The sequence below is a fragment of the Geomonas ferrireducens genome (assembly GCF_004917065.1).
Taxonomy (GTDB): domain Bacteria; phylum Desulfobacterota; class Desulfuromonadia; order Geobacterales; family Geobacteraceae; genus Geomonas; species Geomonas ferrireducens.
Window position 1 is genome coordinate 1,458,576 of record NZ_SSYA01000002.1, and the last position, 17,134, is coordinate 1,475,709.

12 protein-coding genes, 1 tRNA gene and 2 pseudogenes are annotated in these 17,134 nt (G+C 52.3%); 4 read left to right on the forward strand and 11 right to left on the reverse strand.

What is annotated here, in order from left to right; genetic code table 11:
- Nucleotides 1-418 precede the first annotated feature (418 nt).
- Nucleotides 419-1,069 (reverse strand): hypothetical protein, encoded by a 651-nt coding sequence (locus tag E8L22_RS15245; protein ID WP_136525961.1) that lies wholly within the window; start codon nucleotides 1,067-1,069, stop codon nucleotides 419-421.
- A 190-nt stretch (nucleotides 1,070-1,259) separates the two neighbouring features.
- Here E8L22_RS15245 and E8L22_RS15250 point away from each other — a divergent pair, with 190 nt between their 5' ends.
- Both E8L22_RS15250 and E8L22_RS15255 read left to right on the forward strand, forming a co-directional pair.
- The gene (locus E8L22_RS15250; protein WP_136525962.1) at nucleotides 1,260-1,607 is read left to right on the forward strand and encodes a hypothetical protein; all 348 of its coding nucleotides are present in this window, start codon (nucleotides 1,260-1,262) and stop codon (nucleotides 1,605-1,607) included.
- Nucleotides 1,608-1,652: 45 nt separating this feature from the next.
- The gene (locus tag E8L22_RS15255; RefSeq protein WP_136525963.1) at nucleotides 1,653-4,214 is read left to right on the forward strand and encodes a tetratricopeptide repeat protein; all 2,562 of its coding nucleotides are present in this window, start codon (nucleotides 1,653-1,655) and stop codon (nucleotides 4,212-4,214) included.
- A gap of 2 nt (nucleotides 4,215-4,216) precedes the next feature.
- Here E8L22_RS15255 and E8L22_RS15260 read toward each other — a convergent pair.
- Nucleotides 4,217-4,333: pseudogene (locus E8L22_RS15260) on the reverse strand (PhnA domain-containing protein); the annotation flags it as partial.
- 145 nt (nucleotides 4,334-4,478) lie between these two features.
- Between E8L22_RS15260 and E8L22_RS15265 the strand changes: the two are divergent.
- Nucleotides 4,479-4,739, forward strand: a complete 261-nt coding sequence (locus tag E8L22_RS15265) for a PilZ domain-containing protein (RefSeq protein ID WP_136525964.1) — start codon at nucleotides 4,479-4,481, stop codon at nucleotides 4,737-4,739.
- A gap of 142 nt (nucleotides 4,740-4,881) precedes the next feature.
- Here the strand turns inward: E8L22_RS15265 and E8L22_RS22025 are convergent.
- From E8L22_RS22025 to E8L22_RS15310, 9 genes and pseudogenes are all read right to left on the reverse strand, one after another.
- Nucleotides 4,882-4,986 (reverse strand): annotated as a pseudogene (locus tag E8L22_RS22025) (PhnA domain-containing protein); the annotation flags it as partial.
- 53 nt (nucleotides 4,987-5,039) lie between these two features.
- Nucleotides 5,040-5,969, reverse strand: coding sequence for an alpha/beta hydrolase (locus E8L22_RS15275; RefSeq protein ID WP_136525966.1), 930 nt, complete (start codon nucleotides 5,967-5,969; stop codon nucleotides 5,040-5,042).
- Nucleotides 5,970-6,563: 594 nt separating this feature from the next.
- Complete coding sequence (locus tag E8L22_RS15280; RefSeq protein WP_136525967.1) at nucleotides 6,564-12,275, reverse strand: toxin TcdB middle/N-terminal domain-containing protein; 5,712 nt, start codon at nucleotides 12,273-12,275, stop codon at nucleotides 6,564-6,566.
- Between the two features lies 1 nt (nucleotide 12,276).
- A complete protein-coding gene (locus E8L22_RS15285; protein WP_136525968.1) occupies nucleotides 12,277-13,434 on the reverse strand; it encodes an RHS repeat domain-containing protein in 1,158 nt (385 codons plus the stop codon).
- A 19-nt stretch (nucleotides 13,435-13,453) separates the two neighbouring features.
- Nucleotides 13,454-14,347: a hypothetical protein gene (locus tag E8L22_RS15290; protein ID WP_136525969.1), complete on the reverse strand. Its 894-nt coding sequence runs from the start codon at nucleotides 14,345-14,347 to the stop codon at nucleotides 13,454-13,456.
- Nucleotides 14,348-14,720: 373 nt separating this feature from the next.
- Nucleotides 14,721-15,059: a zinc ribbon domain-containing protein YjdM gene (locus tag E8L22_RS15295; protein ID WP_136525970.1), complete on the reverse strand. Its 339-nt coding sequence runs from the start codon at nucleotides 15,057-15,059 to the stop codon at nucleotides 14,721-14,723.
- 91 nt (nucleotides 15,060-15,150) lie between these two features.
- Nucleotides 15,151-15,225: transfer RNA gene (locus tag E8L22_RS15300), tRNA-Gly, on the reverse strand.
- 146 nt (nucleotides 15,226-15,371) lie between these two features.
- Nucleotides 15,372-15,749 (reverse strand): response regulator, encoded by a 378-nt coding sequence (locus tag E8L22_RS15305; protein ID WP_136525971.1) that lies wholly within the window; start codon nucleotides 15,747-15,749, stop codon nucleotides 15,372-15,374.
- 129 nt (nucleotides 15,750-15,878) lie between these two features.
- Nucleotides 15,879-16,418, reverse strand: a complete 540-nt coding sequence (locus tag E8L22_RS15310; protein WP_136525972.1) for a class I SAM-dependent methyltransferase — start codon at nucleotides 16,416-16,418, stop codon at nucleotides 15,879-15,881.
- Nucleotides 16,419-16,859: 441 nt separating this feature from the next.
- On the opposite strand from E8L22_RS15310, the gene E8L22_RS15315 reads away from it, so the two are divergent.
- The gene (locus tag E8L22_RS15315; RefSeq protein WP_246044663.1) at nucleotides 16,860-17,093 is read left to right on the forward strand and encodes a ribbon-helix-helix protein, CopG family; all 234 of its coding nucleotides are present in this window, start codon (nucleotides 16,860-16,862) and stop codon (nucleotides 17,091-17,093) included.
- Nucleotides 17,094-17,134: the final 41 nt, after the last annotated feature.

A 17,134-nucleotide genomic window follows, 5' to 3' on the forward strand; every position in this document is an offset into this window, starting at 1 on the left:
AAAGACGCAAGTTAGTAGACAAAGACGCAAGTTTGCTGACAAAGACGCAGGTTAGCGGACAAAGACGCAGGTTAGTGGACAAAGATGCAGGTTAGTGGACAAAGATGCAGGTTAGTGGACAAAGACGCAGGTTAGTGGACAAAGACGCAGGTTAGTGGATAAAGACGCAGGTTAGTGGACAAAGATGCAGGTTAGTGGACAAAGACGCAGGTTAGTGGATAAAGACGCAGGTTAGTGGATAAAGACGCAGGTTAGCGGACAAAAACGCAGGTTAACGGATAAAGACGCAGGTTAGCGGAGAAAGCTAGAAATCAGCCGGTAAAGACGGGCATCAGTTGGTTTCATGGTTTAATTTTCTCCCCCTCCCTTTAAGAGAGGGGGAGCTTTTGGGGATACGCCAGAGGTTCTGTTTCCGGCGCTACTCGACCACGATGCTGATGGTGTTTGTCCAGTCGCTAGCTCCCGCCTTACCTACTAATCTCGCTCTAAGGGAGTACCTGGCTCCCGTCTTGAAACCAGTGAGGACCCCTTCGAATTCGGGGAATCCGCCTTTGTATTGCCAGTTCTCCTCAATCGAGGGGTCTCCCTCGGTGCACCAGATCTCGCAGAACACCGCTCCCCTGGTAGGTGGCACTTTGAACTTGAGCTGCGTCGACGCCCCCTGCTCCACCACCCAACCTGAAGGCTGCGCGGGGGGGTGCAAGGTACGGGCGGAGCCGGCACCCCGCGGTATTCTCAGCTCATACCCACTTTTCCTTAACGATTCTTCGTTCCCCTGGCAATGAGATTGGATATGGTGCCCCATGGTGTAGAGGATCCCATCGGTCTCTTTCCGGGTGGCATTACGCAGCTTGATCATACTACGGCTTTTGTCCTGGGCGCCCTCAAAGGCGATCTTGAGTTGATTGTATTTCTCCTCAAGTTTTTCCGGCGACCCGTGCTCGGGGAAAACCCCGAATTCTGGGTTCCCTTTGGTGGCTTGGATGATCACCCCAACTTTCAGCAGATACTTGGGGTCGGACAGGTGGTCGTAATTGAGGACGAGACTTGCTAACATGGCTGCTGTCATATTTGCCCTCCTTCGAGGTTGGTTGGTGGCGGCATCCCCTGGGGCAACCATACTACATTAACAACTTCACATTTCAACCCGACACAGTTGGACTACCTCCCTCCCCCCGCCGATCGCTGCTTCCCACTTGCAGCAGTCCCCTTTTACAATAAACTAAAATAGTTTTAATCTTGCATCGTAAGGGGGGGCCATGACTTGGGAGCTGCACGTCGCAGAGGCCGAGAATCTGCTTTCATCTTCGCGCTTACCTTCGTCAACGGAACTGATCAGCCTGATCAAGAGGGTGAACCCTACCCGCCTTCAGCTTCATGACGAGGACCGGGAACGAGGGTACCGCCTTAAGAACGCACTCCAGAATCTGTTGTTGGAAAATTACGGGGAAGCCTTCCACCTAGCCCCTCACCCTTGCGCACCGGACATCGTGCTGATAAAGCACAACACTCTTCCTTCTATCGACGCCTGTCATGCGGTAATGGGTGCCTTTTCTGAGAACGCCCTGCGCACGGTCGCCGTCCCCGAAGCGAAACCGCAGGCGTAGTCCCTCCGGAAAGATAAAGCGACGGCAGAGACGGCCGCCTCCCCAATGGATGTAGTCAGGCAGGCGCAACGACTCCTCGATGAATTCGACTACTCGCAGGCAGAAAGGCTCCTTTGCGACATCCGGATAGAGAGCAACCGGCACCTCCCCGCCCTCCTCAGGGCAGCGACGATGCTGTTGGAGGATATGGGGGCCTACACAGCCGCCATCCGGACACTGCTGGCGCAGCCCATACCCGTGTTGAGGGACACGGCGGTAAGGGAACTCATCGCCCTCGCCTACCACCGTAACGGCATGACCCAGGAGGCCCGTGCCCTCTTCGACGGCCTCCACGCCGCCGACCTCGGCAAGAATGCCCTTTGCGCCTACGCCGACATCTCCTTCAAGGACGGCAACCTCGCTCACGCATGGCATCTTCTGAAAGAGGCGGACGAAAAGGAAGGCTTCGTCGTCGACCACGCCGCCTTGATGAGCAGCGTCGAGACGGCGATGCGCCGGGAAGCACAGCCCTGGGTGCAAAGGGCCGAGGAGGCGCTGACCCTGAACGACATGGAGCAGGCCGAGGCGCAGAGCCGTGAGGCACTAGGGCGGTGTCCCTCGCTGCAAAGGCCCCGCGAGATCATCGCCATGGCCGCCGCGAAAAGGGAGGCGGAGAAACTGGCCGCGCTCTGGCGGCGGTTGGAGATGAGCGAGCCCGGCCCGAAGAGGCTGGAGCTGTTGGAAACGCTGCAGGAACATGACACGAAGGCCCAGGAAAGGATCGCAGGTTTGATCGCGGCGGAAAAAGCGTCCATAAAGAGGGGCCAGGTTGAGAGCAGGCTGGAAACGCTCCGCAAGGAAGCTGAGACGCGGAAATGGCAGGAATGCTACGACATCATCGACTGGCTCTCACGCCAGGACGATCACCCCGAAGCGTACCGCGAAGCCTGCGGCGTCTCGCCTTATTTCTCGGTCTTACACCAGAACAGGCGACTCCAGAAAGTTTCCGGAAAGAGCGCGCGGGAGGCCTGGCTCAGGTTCGTGGAGGCGAAGTCGGCGTTTGAGACGGGGAAACTGGAAGGATGTTTCGAGATCATGGAGGAGATCAGGGACTACTTCGGGCACTGCCCGGAATTCGCGGAACCGTACCGCATGATGCTTGAGCGCGAACAGGAAGCGGCGAGAAGCGAAATCGCACTTCTACTGGAACAGGCGCAAAGTGAAGATGCGGACGCGGTGCGGATCGGCACTATCTTCAACCGGATCAGGAAGAGGATGTCGGTTCTCCCCGAAGAGGAGCGAAACGGACACCTAAAAGCAATGCGGGAACGCCAGTCCCTGTTAGAGGCGGAACCCGACGGGGATGTGCTTGTAAATGCGTATGGGATATGCAGACTGTTCGGAAACCTTCAGAGGGCCTCCATACTGCGCGAACACATAGCCGACGAGGCTTCGCTGAAAAAGGTCGACGATGAAGTCGCGAAACTGTTGAAGATCGAGAGGAGCGGCTTGACTCTGAATTTTTCCAACGATATGCCGGTCGACCTGACGTCGGAACCGGCACTCGCCTACAGAGGATCCACGGACCGCCACATCTTTTTGACAGGAAAGAACTATTTCATCCTCGTCGACCTGCACGAGATGAGCGCCGCGAGATTCGATTCCATCTACCTGAGCGGAGGGCATCTAGTCGATGCGCTTCCAGCGAAAGGCGTTTTCCTATTCAGAGGCATTAGTGATGAGAACTACGTCGTCCGTGCCGAGCTCACCGGTTCAAAATGCGCCATCACCGCAATCTTCGATCTCTCAGAAGCCTTTTTGCTTGAAGAAGGGGCCACCGTTGTCGACATCTACCTGAGCAGCGATAGAGAGACCGACTACTACCTGAACATAAAGTACGAGGACGGCTCGAGGCCAGGGAAAATCGGGCGGATGCGCGTGAGGAGCAGAAACGGCATGGCGGACACCGTGCAGATAAAAGACGAGCCCGTGATATACAGTAAGCGCCTTTCCAGCGCACCGGACAGGTTCATCATAGGCGCAACAGACGAAACGAGAATCTGCACAAGAAACCTTACCTACGACTTCATCATGGGGATGACACCTGATATCTGGGAGGTCGACGAAGAGAACAGGCACATCTACTACTTCTACAGTCACATGCTGAAGAGGGTGGACTTCAAGTTCGACGACTACACCGAATTCCCCGAATCGCCCGGGTGCTTCTTTTTCAAGATGAACCACAGAATCCTCGGGGTATCTCCGACCACGAACACCGTCATGATCGCTATCAAACAGAAAGCGGCGTTGTATGATTTCGGCACCAACGAGTTGTCCGCCCCCTTCCCGTTCAGTGCAATCGTATCCACAAGGCCGGCAAGAAAGTGGTACTGCTTCGATTACAGCGAAGAGCGACGGGAATTGACACTCAAAGACGTGACGCGGGAGTTGCGCTCACTGCTAGCATGGAAGCCCCTCCCTCTCGGGGGAGGAAGGACACGGACCGCGGAGGAAGTCCAGGAGGCGTACGGGATGCTTTACTTCGGGTATACCTGTGAAGATCCCCCTACCGATTCCTCATCCGAAGACGATGAAGGTGAAACCGGGGCTTGCGATGAAGCGTCGTGACATCAGGCTTTCATGACGTATTCGGACTTCAACTGCATGGCGCCGATGCCGTCGATCTTGCAGTCTATGTCGTGGTCGCCGTCTACGAGACGGATGTTGCGCACCTTGGTGCCGACCTCCCGACCGGACTGGCGGCACGAATGGTTACAACTATGGAACCTTGTATAGTATCTTCCCCGCCGTACACTTTCCACGTAAAATAGTATCAGTTGGCTTTGGGCTAGCTCTAATGCCTTGGGTACATCTCAAATGAAGGAGGCGGCCGTGGACATAGAGAAAAGATCTTCTGCCAGACTTGCCTTTCGCGCGAAGGCATACATCCATTGGGATAATCACGATATTGAGGGGGAAGTGGAGAATGTCAGCGTCGATGGTGCCTTTGTGACGGTGGCTTCCAGGATGCACGTAAACGACGTGGTCGCGCTCACCATCAACGGCACTCCCACCATCGGCATAAATGCCAAGGTGGTTAGGTTGACGAACACGGGGCTGGGATTGAGGTTTGAAAAGACGCTGCATTTTTAATAAGAGACACCGAGATCTAGAGATCTCGCCACGGCGCGTGGACCCGGCAAGGGAGGGGACAAACAAAGCCCCGGCTGCGTGGGGTTCATGCAAGGCGGGGCTTTAGGTGGGACGCCAAGTTTGGTTGTAGTCGTGCTGACGGTCAGGCCTTCTTCACGTACTCGGACTTCAACTGCATGGCGCCGATGCCGTCGATCTTGCAGTCGATGTCATGGTCGCCGTCGACGAGGCGAATGTTGCGCACCTTGGCAGTGGGGCAACTTACACAACTTACCACTGTCCCCCCTGCCCTTACTCCTTTCATTGCGCAATAGTGTTCGATCGTCCGGCTTGAGTGACCATTGCGCTCTGGACATATCTCCCTGCAGCCTCGATCGCCCGGCTCGCCTCCGGCATCTTCGGGGCAAGGCATTGCCAGACGTGCCACATTCCTGGCCAGATATCCAGGGAGACATCCACCCCCGCCTCCCGCGCCCGCGCCGCAAGGCGGGTGGAATCGCTGAGAACGATCTCGTCTTCCCCCACCTGTATCAGGATCGGCGGGAGCCCCCGCAGATCGGCATAGAGGGGGGAGATGAGCGGGTTGCGCGGGTCGTTGTCTCCGCAATACCGGGCTGCCTGTATCTCCGTAGCCCGGCGAACAAGCCACGGGTCTGCCTTGGCCCTGGTGGTGAGCGACTCCCCCGTTAGCGCCAGGTCCGTCCATGGCGAAAACAGGATAGCTAAGGACGGAAGCGGCTCTCCCCCATCCCGCAGGGAAATGAGTGTTACCGCTGCCAGCCCCCCGCCGGCCGAGTCTCCGGAAATGATTATGTCCTGTGGCGAAATCCCCTCCTGTAGAAGCCCGCGGTAGGCGGCCAAGGCATCCTCGACGGGAGCGGGAAACGGGTTTTCCGGCGCCAATCGGTATTCGGGGAGAAACGCCCGCACACCGCAAGCCCCGGCAAGACGCGCCACCATCCCCCGGTGCGTGATGCACGAACACATGGAATAGCCGCCACCGTGGAAGTGGAGGAGCACGCGATCTTCATCTGCACCCGGCATGCGAAGCCATTCCCCAGCAACCCCGCCGACAGCCGTCCGGTCAACGGTCAATTCCTCAGGCGCTTTTATGAAGCCTGCATTTTTCTCCACCAGAGCCCTCTGCTTCTCAATGGGTGCGCCCCAGTCATAAGTAGCCTTTGAAAGCTTCATTATTACTCGGAAAAAGTGGTACTGCAGGCTCTTCATCTGGTCCTCCTTAAACTAATCATTCCTTCACCTGGCAACATGTGGTGGTAAATGCGATGTACCCGAGGATAATCAGATTGATTGATGAAATGAAGGCAGTGGGGGACGTTGTTGATATATTTACATTTGGTGGGGCAAGTAGAGCAAAAGTGAAAATATTAACAACGTCCCTCCGCTGTCCCACGTCAAGGTGGTAGCCGCTAAGAGAGGGTTGATGCCGCCCCCTATTGTCATTACCACCGCTGCTATCGCGACGATATCTAGCTTCATGATACCCACTGATTTAGTCTCATGAATCCCCTCTGTCTACGAACGGGATTTACGGACTTTAAGGTTGGTTTCCAGGTTCAGCATCTCCTTGGGAATCTCCCCTCTCTGGTAAGCTCCCGGAGAGTATGGATAAGGTTGCTGAGGTGGATCAATTTTGGATGCCGATTACACCATTTTTGCACGCCGTTTCACACACTTTTCGGGACGACTTGGTATGCATCCATTTTCGCCTGTTAGTTCTTCTGGTTACCTGTCTCAGTACAGCCAAGTGTCACTGTAAATCCGGGTGCAGCTACACTAGTAGATCAAATCTATGAAACACACTCAAGGTCCAACACCTAAATAGGAGTCAATTACTCTCCTAAGCTCAAAAATATTAACTGAACCATTATTGTCCGTATCAACACAAACAAGTGGAGCCTTTATCCGCAGGAACATGTTGATAGCCGATTGCATCTCCGAAATGCTGACGGTGCCGTTGCCGTCACAGTCCCCACCAGTTATTGTGCTACCTGACAGTTTGTATGCCGTACAGCTCGCGTCGACCCCACCATTACTGCCCTTACAAATCCAAATCCAAGGTCCCGAGCCATAAAGTATTGAAGGAGTCCCAGAAGAACAAAAATCACCTATAGGCTTAGAAACAAAGATAGCACCACTACTCATACCGCAGGTCCCGTTTATGGCACCGGACGCAAAATTTGCTGTTATTGTCATACCTGAAACTATCTTATTGACGACCAATGGGTTATTTCCTGTTGTAACGAAGCCATTGGAACCACTCCAGTTGACAAAATGGTATCCAGAGTACGGAACTGCAACTACTTCACTTGAATTTTCCCCTACTATGACAGTCTGGTTTAACTGTCCGCTGATGGCCCCTCCAGGCGAGGCTACAAAGGAAACACTATAAGTATCAAGGTAAACGGGGGTTGTAGTTGACAGTTGTGTCTCCTGGAACTGTTGACCAATAATGGCATTTATTGATACAGACCCAGAGGACACCCCCCCCCCGCCAAGGGCAAAGAAACTCTTCGAGATAACATAGTTGTCGCTTGTGCAGGGATGGATGTTGGTTGGAACTGAAAGGATCGGATCTGAATGATACGCATAGACTTCATCTAGGTCGCTCCACCCATTGGCATTGCTATCAGTCTTCAATGGGCTGGTATTATTGAGGAATTCCTGCAAGTTGTTCAGACCGTCTTGATCTGGGTCCTGTTGTGCGAATCCCGGGAGGTTGGTATTAATTCCGTTCTTTTGCGCCCACTGAGCAAGCATCACATCGGGAACTCCGGCCCCGTTGCTGTCAAGATAATAGACAATGGTGCTGCTTCGTACTGCAGACTCACCATCTGGGTTCCTAACCTTAAAGTATACCGTTTTATTCCCATAGCCACTGCTGAGGGTAAATGTAGGGGTGGCGCTGTACGGCTGCCATGATGCCCCGGTAAATGCTGGGCTCTCACTGGCCATGTAGCTGGTCGGACTACCATAACACACGTTATTCAGAACAATGCCACCAGTTGTGGTATATGTTTTACCACTAACCTGTTCTAGCAGATCAAGAGAGCCGACTGATGGTGACGCTACAGTCATACTAGCTACTGCGTGGGGTCGAACTCCAGACGCACCACTATAGTAGCTGTATGTAGTCGTGCTGTTATTGAGAGTGGATGAAAGCATGTTGCCGATGGCGTTGTACTGATAAGTAGCGCTGTAGCCGCTGTCCCCGGCAGAGGTCAACCGGTCTAGGTCGTCATAGCCAAAGGTTTCGGTTTTGCTAGCGACACCATCGGAGATGGTCTTTATATTACCGACATTGTCGTAACTATAAGCAAGGTTCTGTATTCCGGCAGTCACAATAGCGGTGAGACGCTGATTGGTCGCATTAAAGCTGTATGAAGAACTCTTGCCGTTGGCAAAACTCTTTAGTGTCACTTGGCCTGCCGGATTGTAGTCCAATTTGGTCACAATGCCCGGAATGCTGTCCAACTTCCCTTGGGTATTGTAGTTGTAGGCAACCATCTGACCATCAGGATAGTTCTGGCTGGTCACACGGTCGAGTGAGTCATATCCCCATTTGGTGGTCCAAGTGACTCCATCCATCCGCCGATCTTCCTGGGTTTTCCGCAAACGCTGATCGTAGGAATAGCTGACCGTTCCAGCGGCGTCTGCGACTTGGGAAAGTGTGCCTAGGACAGCTTGGTCATAGACAAACACAATATCCGGGCTGTTCGGATAATCGACGTAGGCCTTCCTGTCAAGCTCATCGTACTTTATCCGAGTGGTAACGCCTTTGTTGTCGGTCTGGGAAACAAGATTGCCCACCCGATCATAACCGTAACGCCATGTTCCAAGGTCCGGATCGATCATTTGCGTCTTCCGTCCCAATGCATCATACGAGATTTGCGTCAGGTTTCCCAAATGATCGGTTATCTGGCTCAGTTCACCAAGAGGATTGTAAAGATAATTGGTGGTATAGGCAGCACCGAGGTTGTTTTCCACCACCTGCTTGAGCCGTTGGCTGATATCGAACAAATACGCTTTCACATGTCCGTTTTCATCGGTTTCAGTGACCTTCCAGTGGTCGAAAACGCGACTAACCTGGGTGCCATCCGGATTGGTGATGAGTGTCGGTCTGCCAAGAACATCATAGCCGTATGAGACACCCGGCTTCGTAGTATCCGGCAAACTGTAATTCAGGCTTGAATCAACCAGATATGGGTTAGACTGCTTTGCAACTCGCCCCAATTTATCGTAGAAGACATCAACCGCAGCCCCGTTCAATCCGCTACCATATTCTGACTTGGTCTGGATAAGGCTGCCAAAACCGTCGATAAACTGAACTGTGTCCAGAGTTCCACTGTTTCCAGATGTCTCGCGCTTGGAAACCACAACGCTCTTCGGGATGACGCCGTCGAGGAAATACTTTATCTGCGTGGTGGGATAACTTTCACTGTCGTACGGTTTTATCTCTTTTATTTTACGTTGGAAGGTATCGAAGAGGTATTTGGTGGTGTAGCCGTTCGCGTCGGTTTCCTGCGTCACCTCACCGTTGGCCGGATTGAATGCTTTGCTGCTAACCTGCCCTTTGGCATTTTTTGTCTGTACCGGGAAAGTGTTGAACGTTGGGTCGTAACTAACGCTTGTGACACGCCCTTCGGCATCAGTTGCCTGCGTCCGGTTGCCGAAGATGTCATAATAATAGCTGGAGACAGGATTCGCTCCGCTGTTGGAGTAATGCTCTTCCTTGGTCAAATTCCCTTTTACCGGTGGATTGTCGAGCAACGAAGAACCATCATAATAAAACCAGCTTTCTCGAAGTTTTGTTCCTCCAGCTGCGGCACTGACATAGGTATGTTTTGGTTTATCGACGATCCAAAGATCAGTATTGTAGGCAAATTCCCGGTATGTGTAGGTTTCATCTCCGGTTACGGATGTATCACCGTAGTTGACTTCCAGAGCGGCATTCCCGTACGGGTCATAAGTCAGGTATTCCTTTCTGACCGTTTTGGGGTTGGCCAGCGTGCCATCATGGATGTACTGATCGGTAGCGGAAAGGTTGCTCGTATATACGGAATTGGCGCTATCGCTATTCCACGTGTTCTGAGTTTTGGCAAACAGAGCATCTGCACTGTTCCTGACTTCTGTACCAGTCTCTTTCCCCTTCCGTGCCTCATCCTGATGATAGGTGTGAATAACTTTCGAGCCATCGCCCCTGGTTTCGGTCACCTGGCCGAATCCCCGGAACTCACGGGTCGGAAAATCGTAAAGCCCTTGGGCATATGAATAATTCGTCGTGGCCGTTAGAGCATGTGGTCCGCTAACACCGTTATTGGTGGTGCTTGAGGTTACGACCCAGTAGTTGAAGGGAAGCCGGGTGTTGTCAAACTTCATGGAAGGCGAATAACTGACCAGGATGGTTCCGCCGAGAGTGTCGGTTACTTTCTCCAAGAGATCGGCCTGGCCAGACTTGTTGGGGTAAACTTGCCAGTTGCCAGAGTAACTGGCCACAACATCGGGGAGGCCATCGCCATCCATATCAAGCATATCCCGCTGAACGTTCCCAGTATCCTTATCCACATCGCGCACATCGCCATCGTTGAATGGCATCGGCCACTGTATAGGAACAGTAAACCCCTTGCCCGTATTCAGCCAAACCGTTCCGTCACCCTTGACAATATCAGGCAACCCATCTCCGTTGATGTCGAAAAAATCACGCTCAACGTTCTGAGAGGTATCGATATCGTTTATCAGGTCTGAATCGATCCCCGCATACCATTCACCGGCTGGGATAAAATTGCTGCCGGTATTCAAATAGACCTGCCACAGGCTACCGCCATTTCCGTCCTTCCTCGGATTAACGATATCGGGTAGTCCGTCTCCGTTAACGTCGAAATGACCGACCTGAAGCTTTGAGTCTCTAGTAAAATCCTCCACCCAACCCGTCTGGTGGGGGACCCACCATGTACCATCGTCGACAAAGGTGCTTCCTGTATTACGCCAGACCTGCCAGGTGTAGTCGGTAATTTTTTCCACTATATCCGGCAGGCCGTCGCCATTCATGTCGAAAACATCCTGCTCAACATTGGCGGCAACACCATCAGGTCTCTGTACGTTGCGCATCCATACTTTCCGAAGACTTGTCATTATATCAGGAGCACGCACAAAACCGTTGCCGTCATTAAGCATGATTTCGATATTCGAATGGCCGTCTGCGTAAAGGAAATCCACGTAACCATCACGGTTTATGTCTATCGGAAGACTTTTTGTGTCCGGCGCTTGTTGGTTTAGAATGTATATATTTGTGTCACGAATTGACCACTTTGGTACGCCCCATTGAATGTTAGTAGAGGCAAAGCCTGTCTTTGCCGTATTGAGCCAGATATTCCATCGGGCATTGTATCCGTCGTAATCTATCAAGTCCGGGAGTCCATCACCATTCACGTCGAACGTGTCAGTCACTATATCGTTACTTGTTGCTGGATCGGTAACCTTGCGAATCCATCTGCCTCCTGGCGATGTCCAATTAATTGGGTTGCTAAATCCCTTGTCCAGCCCCTTATATTGAAACATCACAGGCGGCAGCGCCGTCACTCCATCGGCGCCGTACTGAGTAATTGAGGTCAGCAAAGAGCGGTTCTGGACCTCGTTTAGGCCATACCCCAGCTTATACTTGCGAACCAGACTGCCATTCACCTTCACCTGTATTTCGCTCAGGCGTCGAGCCTCGCGCGTTTCCGAGCCCTGCTCGATGGTCAGGTAGGCATCGGGTTTGTCGCTGTCTTCCAAGATAAACTCAATGGACCGCTTTTTGTCGTCGTTGTATTCAATCTTGCTCAGGTAGGCCGCGCCCCGGTCGTTGGGGGTGGGATTTTCGGAATAGGTGTAATAGATGTCGTTGCCGTTTGAATCACTTATGCTGTCGAGCCTCCAGCAGCTGACATAGGGGGTAAAGCTGGCATCCGTGGAAGACAGCATGTTTTCAGAGTCGGCGGTGTAGCCAAATCGATACTGCGTACCATCCTTTGAAGTGACTAGCCAGTAACCGCCATATTGGTTGAACTTGCTCCCTTCCTGCCACACGATTTTCAGATAAGACTCGACTTTTGTATGATATTGGTTTGGTCCAGTTGCTACCAGATCATGCTTGGCACCGTCCAGATACAGTTCAAAGGTGTCATCGCCTGTGTCCTTCCGAGTATGCTTGATATCTCGCTGGATAAAACTTTGCGGGATATCCCAACCGCCCCCCACCCATCCGGCCTTCCCCTTGGCGGAATGGCTGTTGTATCCGATGGCCAGCTTCGGCGTCAGACCGTTCGTCCCCGGCGGCACTTCTATGTTGTAGTTGTAGCCGAAGCTGCCGGAGAAAAGATCTGTCTGAAACGCGCTCTTGGTGTTTTTGTACGGGCTGACAGGGGCCTGGACGCCGGAGAACTTGTAGTGAGGGTCTAGGTCATCTGCATATGATATAACAACTTGTAAAGTTGTAATTATTACGAAAATAATGAGGCGATATAATGTTTTCAATTTATTTCCGCCTTTGTTTGTTTGCGTATTTTTCTGATTCAATATATTGTTTTAACAGTGAATAGTACTGCTTTGTATTCTTTACATATAAAAATGACTTATTTATGTTTTTACCTAAACTTTTATAATCTTTAAGGTATGATAAAGATTTGTATGACGATTTATTTAATAGTCCTTTTATTGAATATAAATTATTGGCAACTTTGGCTTTTTTCCATCCTGCAGTTGCAAATAAAGCGGTATCTTCAATGTCATCAGATTTAATATCCTTATTTCTTACACCATTTAGTACTGCTGCTGAAAAGTGCTTTGTTGATTCATTGAATGAATCAATTGATTCTATCGTGTTAGACAAAGAATCAGCATAGTCTCCTTCAACGAAGGATACACTAGCCATGCCTGCGTTAACAAAAATCCCCGCAAATTTTAATCCTCCCTGTGCTAATTCTGATGCAAACCCCATAAAGCTATGGCCGTCGGGGTCAATATTTGCCACTGCGTTATTTACAACATATGAAAATTTGTTTAAATCTTGTGGCTTGTAATAGTTTGGTTCTATATTGTCGACCTGCGTAAAATGCTTGATCTGCGGATTGTAGAACCTTGCCTCATAGTAATACCAATCCGTCAGTTTATCCTTTTCCTTGCCGGTATACGAATATTTCTCACTTCCCCCCTCCCGTATTTCGCCAAAGGGATAATACTTGGTTCGCTCTACGAGATTCCCGCTGGTATTGGTCATGGCATTGGTGCCGCCCAGATGATCGGAATGGTAGTAGGAAAGCGTCCCTGACTGGTCTTTCTTCGCCACCCGTTCACCATTGGCAAAGTAATAGCTTGCGTCAGTTCTAGTTTTGCCGAAATCGGATACCTGCGTCTCGTAATGCTTGCCGATGTAATAGGTGGTTACGCCATTTTCGACCTTCTTAACCCGCTGACCGTTGTAATCGTAAAAATATTCGGCCATCACCGGCCCATTGGCATCTCCCTGCCGTATCTTCACAAGTTGGTTCACGTCATTGTACTCATAGTACTTCCCTTCGCCGCGAATCATGTTGCCGTTGGCGTCATAGTCATACGGCAGAGTTGTGGCAGCGCTGGTTTCATGCGGCAAATACATGAGTGCTACAACCACGACATAGAAAAGGTATTTCGTCATGATGCGCCTCTTTTTTCGATTACAGTTTCATGATGAAGGCCAGGGCGTAGTATGGGGGAAGGTTGTTGTGAGGCGCGCCACCACCTTCTGCGGAAATCATATGTGTATGCCTTGTGCTTGCACCACCAATACTCGCAAAACCGGGTTGAGTTGAAGTATTTGTTATATTCGTCCCGCTTCCGCTCCCGCCACCAACTTGTGTTACGCCACCACTTGAATCAAATTTATTCTGAATATGGGTATGTCCTGCGTCATAGTGGATATGGTCAGGACTATCGTTTCCCGTTGCTCCGCTATGGTTATGGTTAGGCATTTCGCCTATGGTTAAAATATGTGCAGTCTCTCCGCCGGTCGCACCTGTTACATAACCTTTACCCGCGCCCACAATGAATCTGTCCTTTAAATCAGGTGTCCCGTTTGTACCATCGCACAGCGCCCAACCGTCAGGAATGGCCGTTACTGCCCCGCTCCACATGATGACCCCTCCCTTCGGTACTCCGTTTACGGCTGACAATGCATTAACCGCAGAAAAAGCATATCCAACGCTGGCGAACTGCTGGCGGGGAAGCATCTCCGAATCGGTACCGATCTTTATCCCGAGATACGTATTCTGGTGTTCCGAAAAGAAAGAAGTCGGAAATGGGTTCACGGCGCCCAACATCACGTTGAAACTTCCATTGGTCACAATCACAGGATTCGACGGTGTTGCGGCAGCACTCCAAGTTTCTGTCCAGAGAGGACTGCTACCGGTTGCCGAACTGTAGGCACTGAAAACCATGTTAACTGAGCCGTTGGCCTTGCTGCCGTCTTTGTTGAACAGCGTTCCCTGGTAGTTGATAATATTCGGTCCAGCATTGGCAAAGGACGTGGCAAACACCAGACCTGCAAGAACAGCTAATAGCATTTTTAGCATGGTGATTCTCTCCTGTTTTGTGAGTGACTGCGTATTTAATTACAAGCCACCGAAACATTCCCTTATGAAATTTTTTTACTACTCCGTTCATATGCGTCACATCAACATCCGCGTCAATGATTTTAATGCTACATTTTACTAATTAATTTTGCTAACCCATCAATCCTGGTGGGCTCCCAGGCTGTGAACTGCGCAAAACGATATTTTCAAGAAGTCAGAGGAGATCAGAGGGACGGTGGTGATCTATTGAGTGGCGTGCGGCTCGTGGCATGCCCCTTCAGCAAGGTGGACAAACAAAGCCCCGGCTGCATGGGGTTCATGTATGCCGGGGCTTTAGGTGGGACGCCAAGTTTGGTTGTAGTCGTGCTGACGGTCAAGCCTTCTTCACGTACTCGGACTTCAACTGCATGGCGCCGATGCCGTCGATCTTGCAGTCTATGTCGTGGTCGCCGTCGACGAGACGGATGTTGCGCACCTTGGTGCCGACCTTAACCACGGAGGAGGAGCCCTTGATCTTCAGGTCCTTGATCACGGTGACCGAGTCGCCGTCCTGGAGCACATTACCGAAGGCGTCACGGACCACGCTGTCGGTTTCCGCGCTCTCGGCCTCGGCCTGGGGCCATTCGTTGCCGCACTCGGGGCAAACGTAGAGCGCGCCGTCTTCATAGGTGTATGCGGAACTGCAAGAGGGACATTTGGGCAGGGTTGTCATCGGAATCCTTTTGAAGCGTGAGATTTGGTGCGAAACGGTGCCAAACGAAAAAACCCCGGAAGCCGTCGTGGCCACCGGGGTCTGAAATTTTTGGAGCGGGAAACGGGGTTCGAACCCGCGACTTCAACCTTGGCAAGGTTGCACTCTACCACTGAGTTATTCCCGCTCAACGAGAGACCGTTTTATAGCAAAACAGACCTACCCAGTCAACCCAAAAAATCCGTCATGCGAGAATATTTTTGCAGCGGCGCGAAAAGCTTCGAAAGCTGGTGGTTTTCGTGGCGCCGCTCCCATGGCCCTTCCGCGCCCCCCCTACTTTCCGGTGAGCACCTTGCGGATCGTTTCGTAGATCTCCTTGGGGACGAAGGGCTTCATCAGGTTCCCCTTCGCTCCGGCGTCCAGGGCGGCCTGGATATCGCTGTCGAAGTCGGAGGCGCTGGCGACGAGCACACGGGCGTTGGGATCTGTGGCGACCAGTTCCTTGGTGGCATCGATGCCGTTTTTGTCGGGCATGTAGATGTCCATGATCACGATGTGCGGCCGCAGGGCTTTGTACTGCTGCAGCGCCTCGTCACCGGTCGCCGCTTCTCCGACCACGGTGAAGCCGATCTGCTCCAGCAAGGAGCGCAGCACCTGACGAAAAAAAAGCTCGTCGTCCACGATAAGTATCCTGACGTCCTTTATAGCCATGCACACCCCCGCTTCATGATCAGCCGCCACATTCATTTAGCATGTTTCTACAGCAATTTCCACTTTGCAATGACAAAATATCCTCATGGCGCGCAGTTAATAGCCTTGGCACGCTCCAAGTTCATGTGATCATCGGTGCCGATATACTGCGGCAAGGGCATGACTGCTGTAGTAATGACAGATCCTGTGGAAATTGAGAGGACCGAGCAACCGGTCGAGGTCGTCGCTGCGGTAGCTTTTTCCCCGGCCGTCGCAGTCGGGATAATGGCGCAGCACCGACGTGCAGGGCGTTTCTTCGCTATTTCTGTTGACCTCGATAAGGAAAAACCCGCCTGGTTTCAGGTTGCGCACCACGTTCTCCAGGTACTCTCCCCTCTTCTCTCGGGTCGCGATGATGTTGAAGACGTAGGTCGAGAGCACAAGATCCACGCCGAGTGCCGTCTGCGGCAGTTCCCTGACGGACAGAAGCCCTGCGAGCCTGGCTGCCCCGGGATGCAGAGAGAGCGCCTTGATCTGGTCCGGGAGGTCCGCGGCGTACACCTGGAACCCATGCTCCGCGAGGTAAATGGAGTTACGCAACAGCCCCGCGCCGTAATCGAGGACCCTCCTGACCCCGGCGAGGGTGAAGAATCGCGCGTAGCGCATCACGCTGGTGGCGGCTCTGGTCATGTCCGACTCCCTGTGAGGCAGTGTGGTCTGGATGCCCGGGCTCGCGCCCGGGGACAATTGTATAGCAAAAGAAGGAAAGATTAAGACGCTCAAATGCAACTGCGGCGTTTACGAAAAATTGAAGAAATGGGTTGACAGGAAAGCGGGGCGTTATTATTATCACAGCCTGTAAAGGGGAGTAGCTATCGGCCGGAGAAATGGCCGACCTCTGGTTCGTCAAGACGGTGGCAACACCCGGACCCGAGGATAATCTTTTAGAAAACAGCAAGACCTTTACCTGTAGCGAGTCAATCGCCATGGGTAAAGGTCTTTTTTTTTACCATGAACTGGCGCAGCGGTGCTGTAGCGGCGCCTCTTGAAACGGGCAATTACCCGTAAGGAGAGAAAAAAATGCACCTCGAACAAAAACAACAATATGCGACGGCAGCAAAAAGAAAAACGATGAGAAAGAAGAAGGAGACCCCGAAAAAGGGTACGCCGGTCCTCAAAAACGTGGTATCGCTCAGGGTGAGCGACCAGGAGAAACGCCTACTGGAGCGACTTACCAGGGCCACGTCGCTGAACGTGTCCGACCTCGTGCGCGAGGCGATAGGTTTCTGGCTCGCCAAGGGACGCGGGCGCTCCGGTACGGCGAACAGGGGATCGCGCCCGTCCCTGGTGCTCGCCGGGAATTAGAACTGACCTTTCTGCAACAACCACCAAGGAGACAACACAAG

Excerpts from the sequence above, each read along its gene's own strand:
- E8L22_RS15295 (WP_136525970.1), bottom strand. The coding sequence starts at position 15,059 with ATGACAACCCTGCCCAAATGTCCCTCTTGCAGTTCCGCATACACCTAT.
- E8L22_RS15255 (WP_136525963.1), top strand. The coding sequence starts at position 1,653 with ATGGATGTAGTCAGGCAGGCGCAACGACTCCTCGATGAATTCGACTAC.
- E8L22_RS15245 (WP_136525961.1), bottom strand. The coding sequence starts at position 1,069 with ATGACAGCAGCCATGTTAGCAAGTCTCGTCCTCAATTACGACCACCTG.
- E8L22_RS15285 (WP_136525968.1), bottom strand. The coding sequence starts at position 13,434 with ATGACGAAATACCTTTTCTATGTCGTGGTTGTAGCACTCATGTATTTG.
- E8L22_RS15290 (WP_136525969.1), bottom strand. The coding sequence starts at position 14,347 with ATGCTAAAAATGCTATTAGCTGTTCTTGCAGGTCTGGTGTTTGCCACG.
- E8L22_RS15310 (WP_136525972.1), bottom strand. The coding sequence starts at position 16,418 with ATGACCAGAGCCGCCACCAGCGTGATGCGCTACGCGCGATTCTTCACC.
- E8L22_RS15275 (WP_136525966.1), bottom strand. The coding sequence starts at position 5,969 with ATGAAGAGCCTGCAGTACCACTTTTTCCGAGTAATAATGAAGCTTTCA.
- E8L22_RS15250 (WP_136525962.1), top strand. The coding sequence starts at position 1,260 with ATGACTTGGGAGCTGCACGTCGCAGAGGCCGAGAATCTGCTTTCATCT.
- E8L22_RS15315 (WP_246044663.1), top strand. The coding sequence starts at position 16,860 with ATGAGAAAGAAGAAGGAGACCCCGAAAAAGGGTACGCCGGTCCTCAAA.
- E8L22_RS15305 (WP_136525971.1), bottom strand. The coding sequence starts at position 15,749 with ATGGCTATAAAGGACGTCAGGATACTTATCGTGGACGACGAGCTTTTT.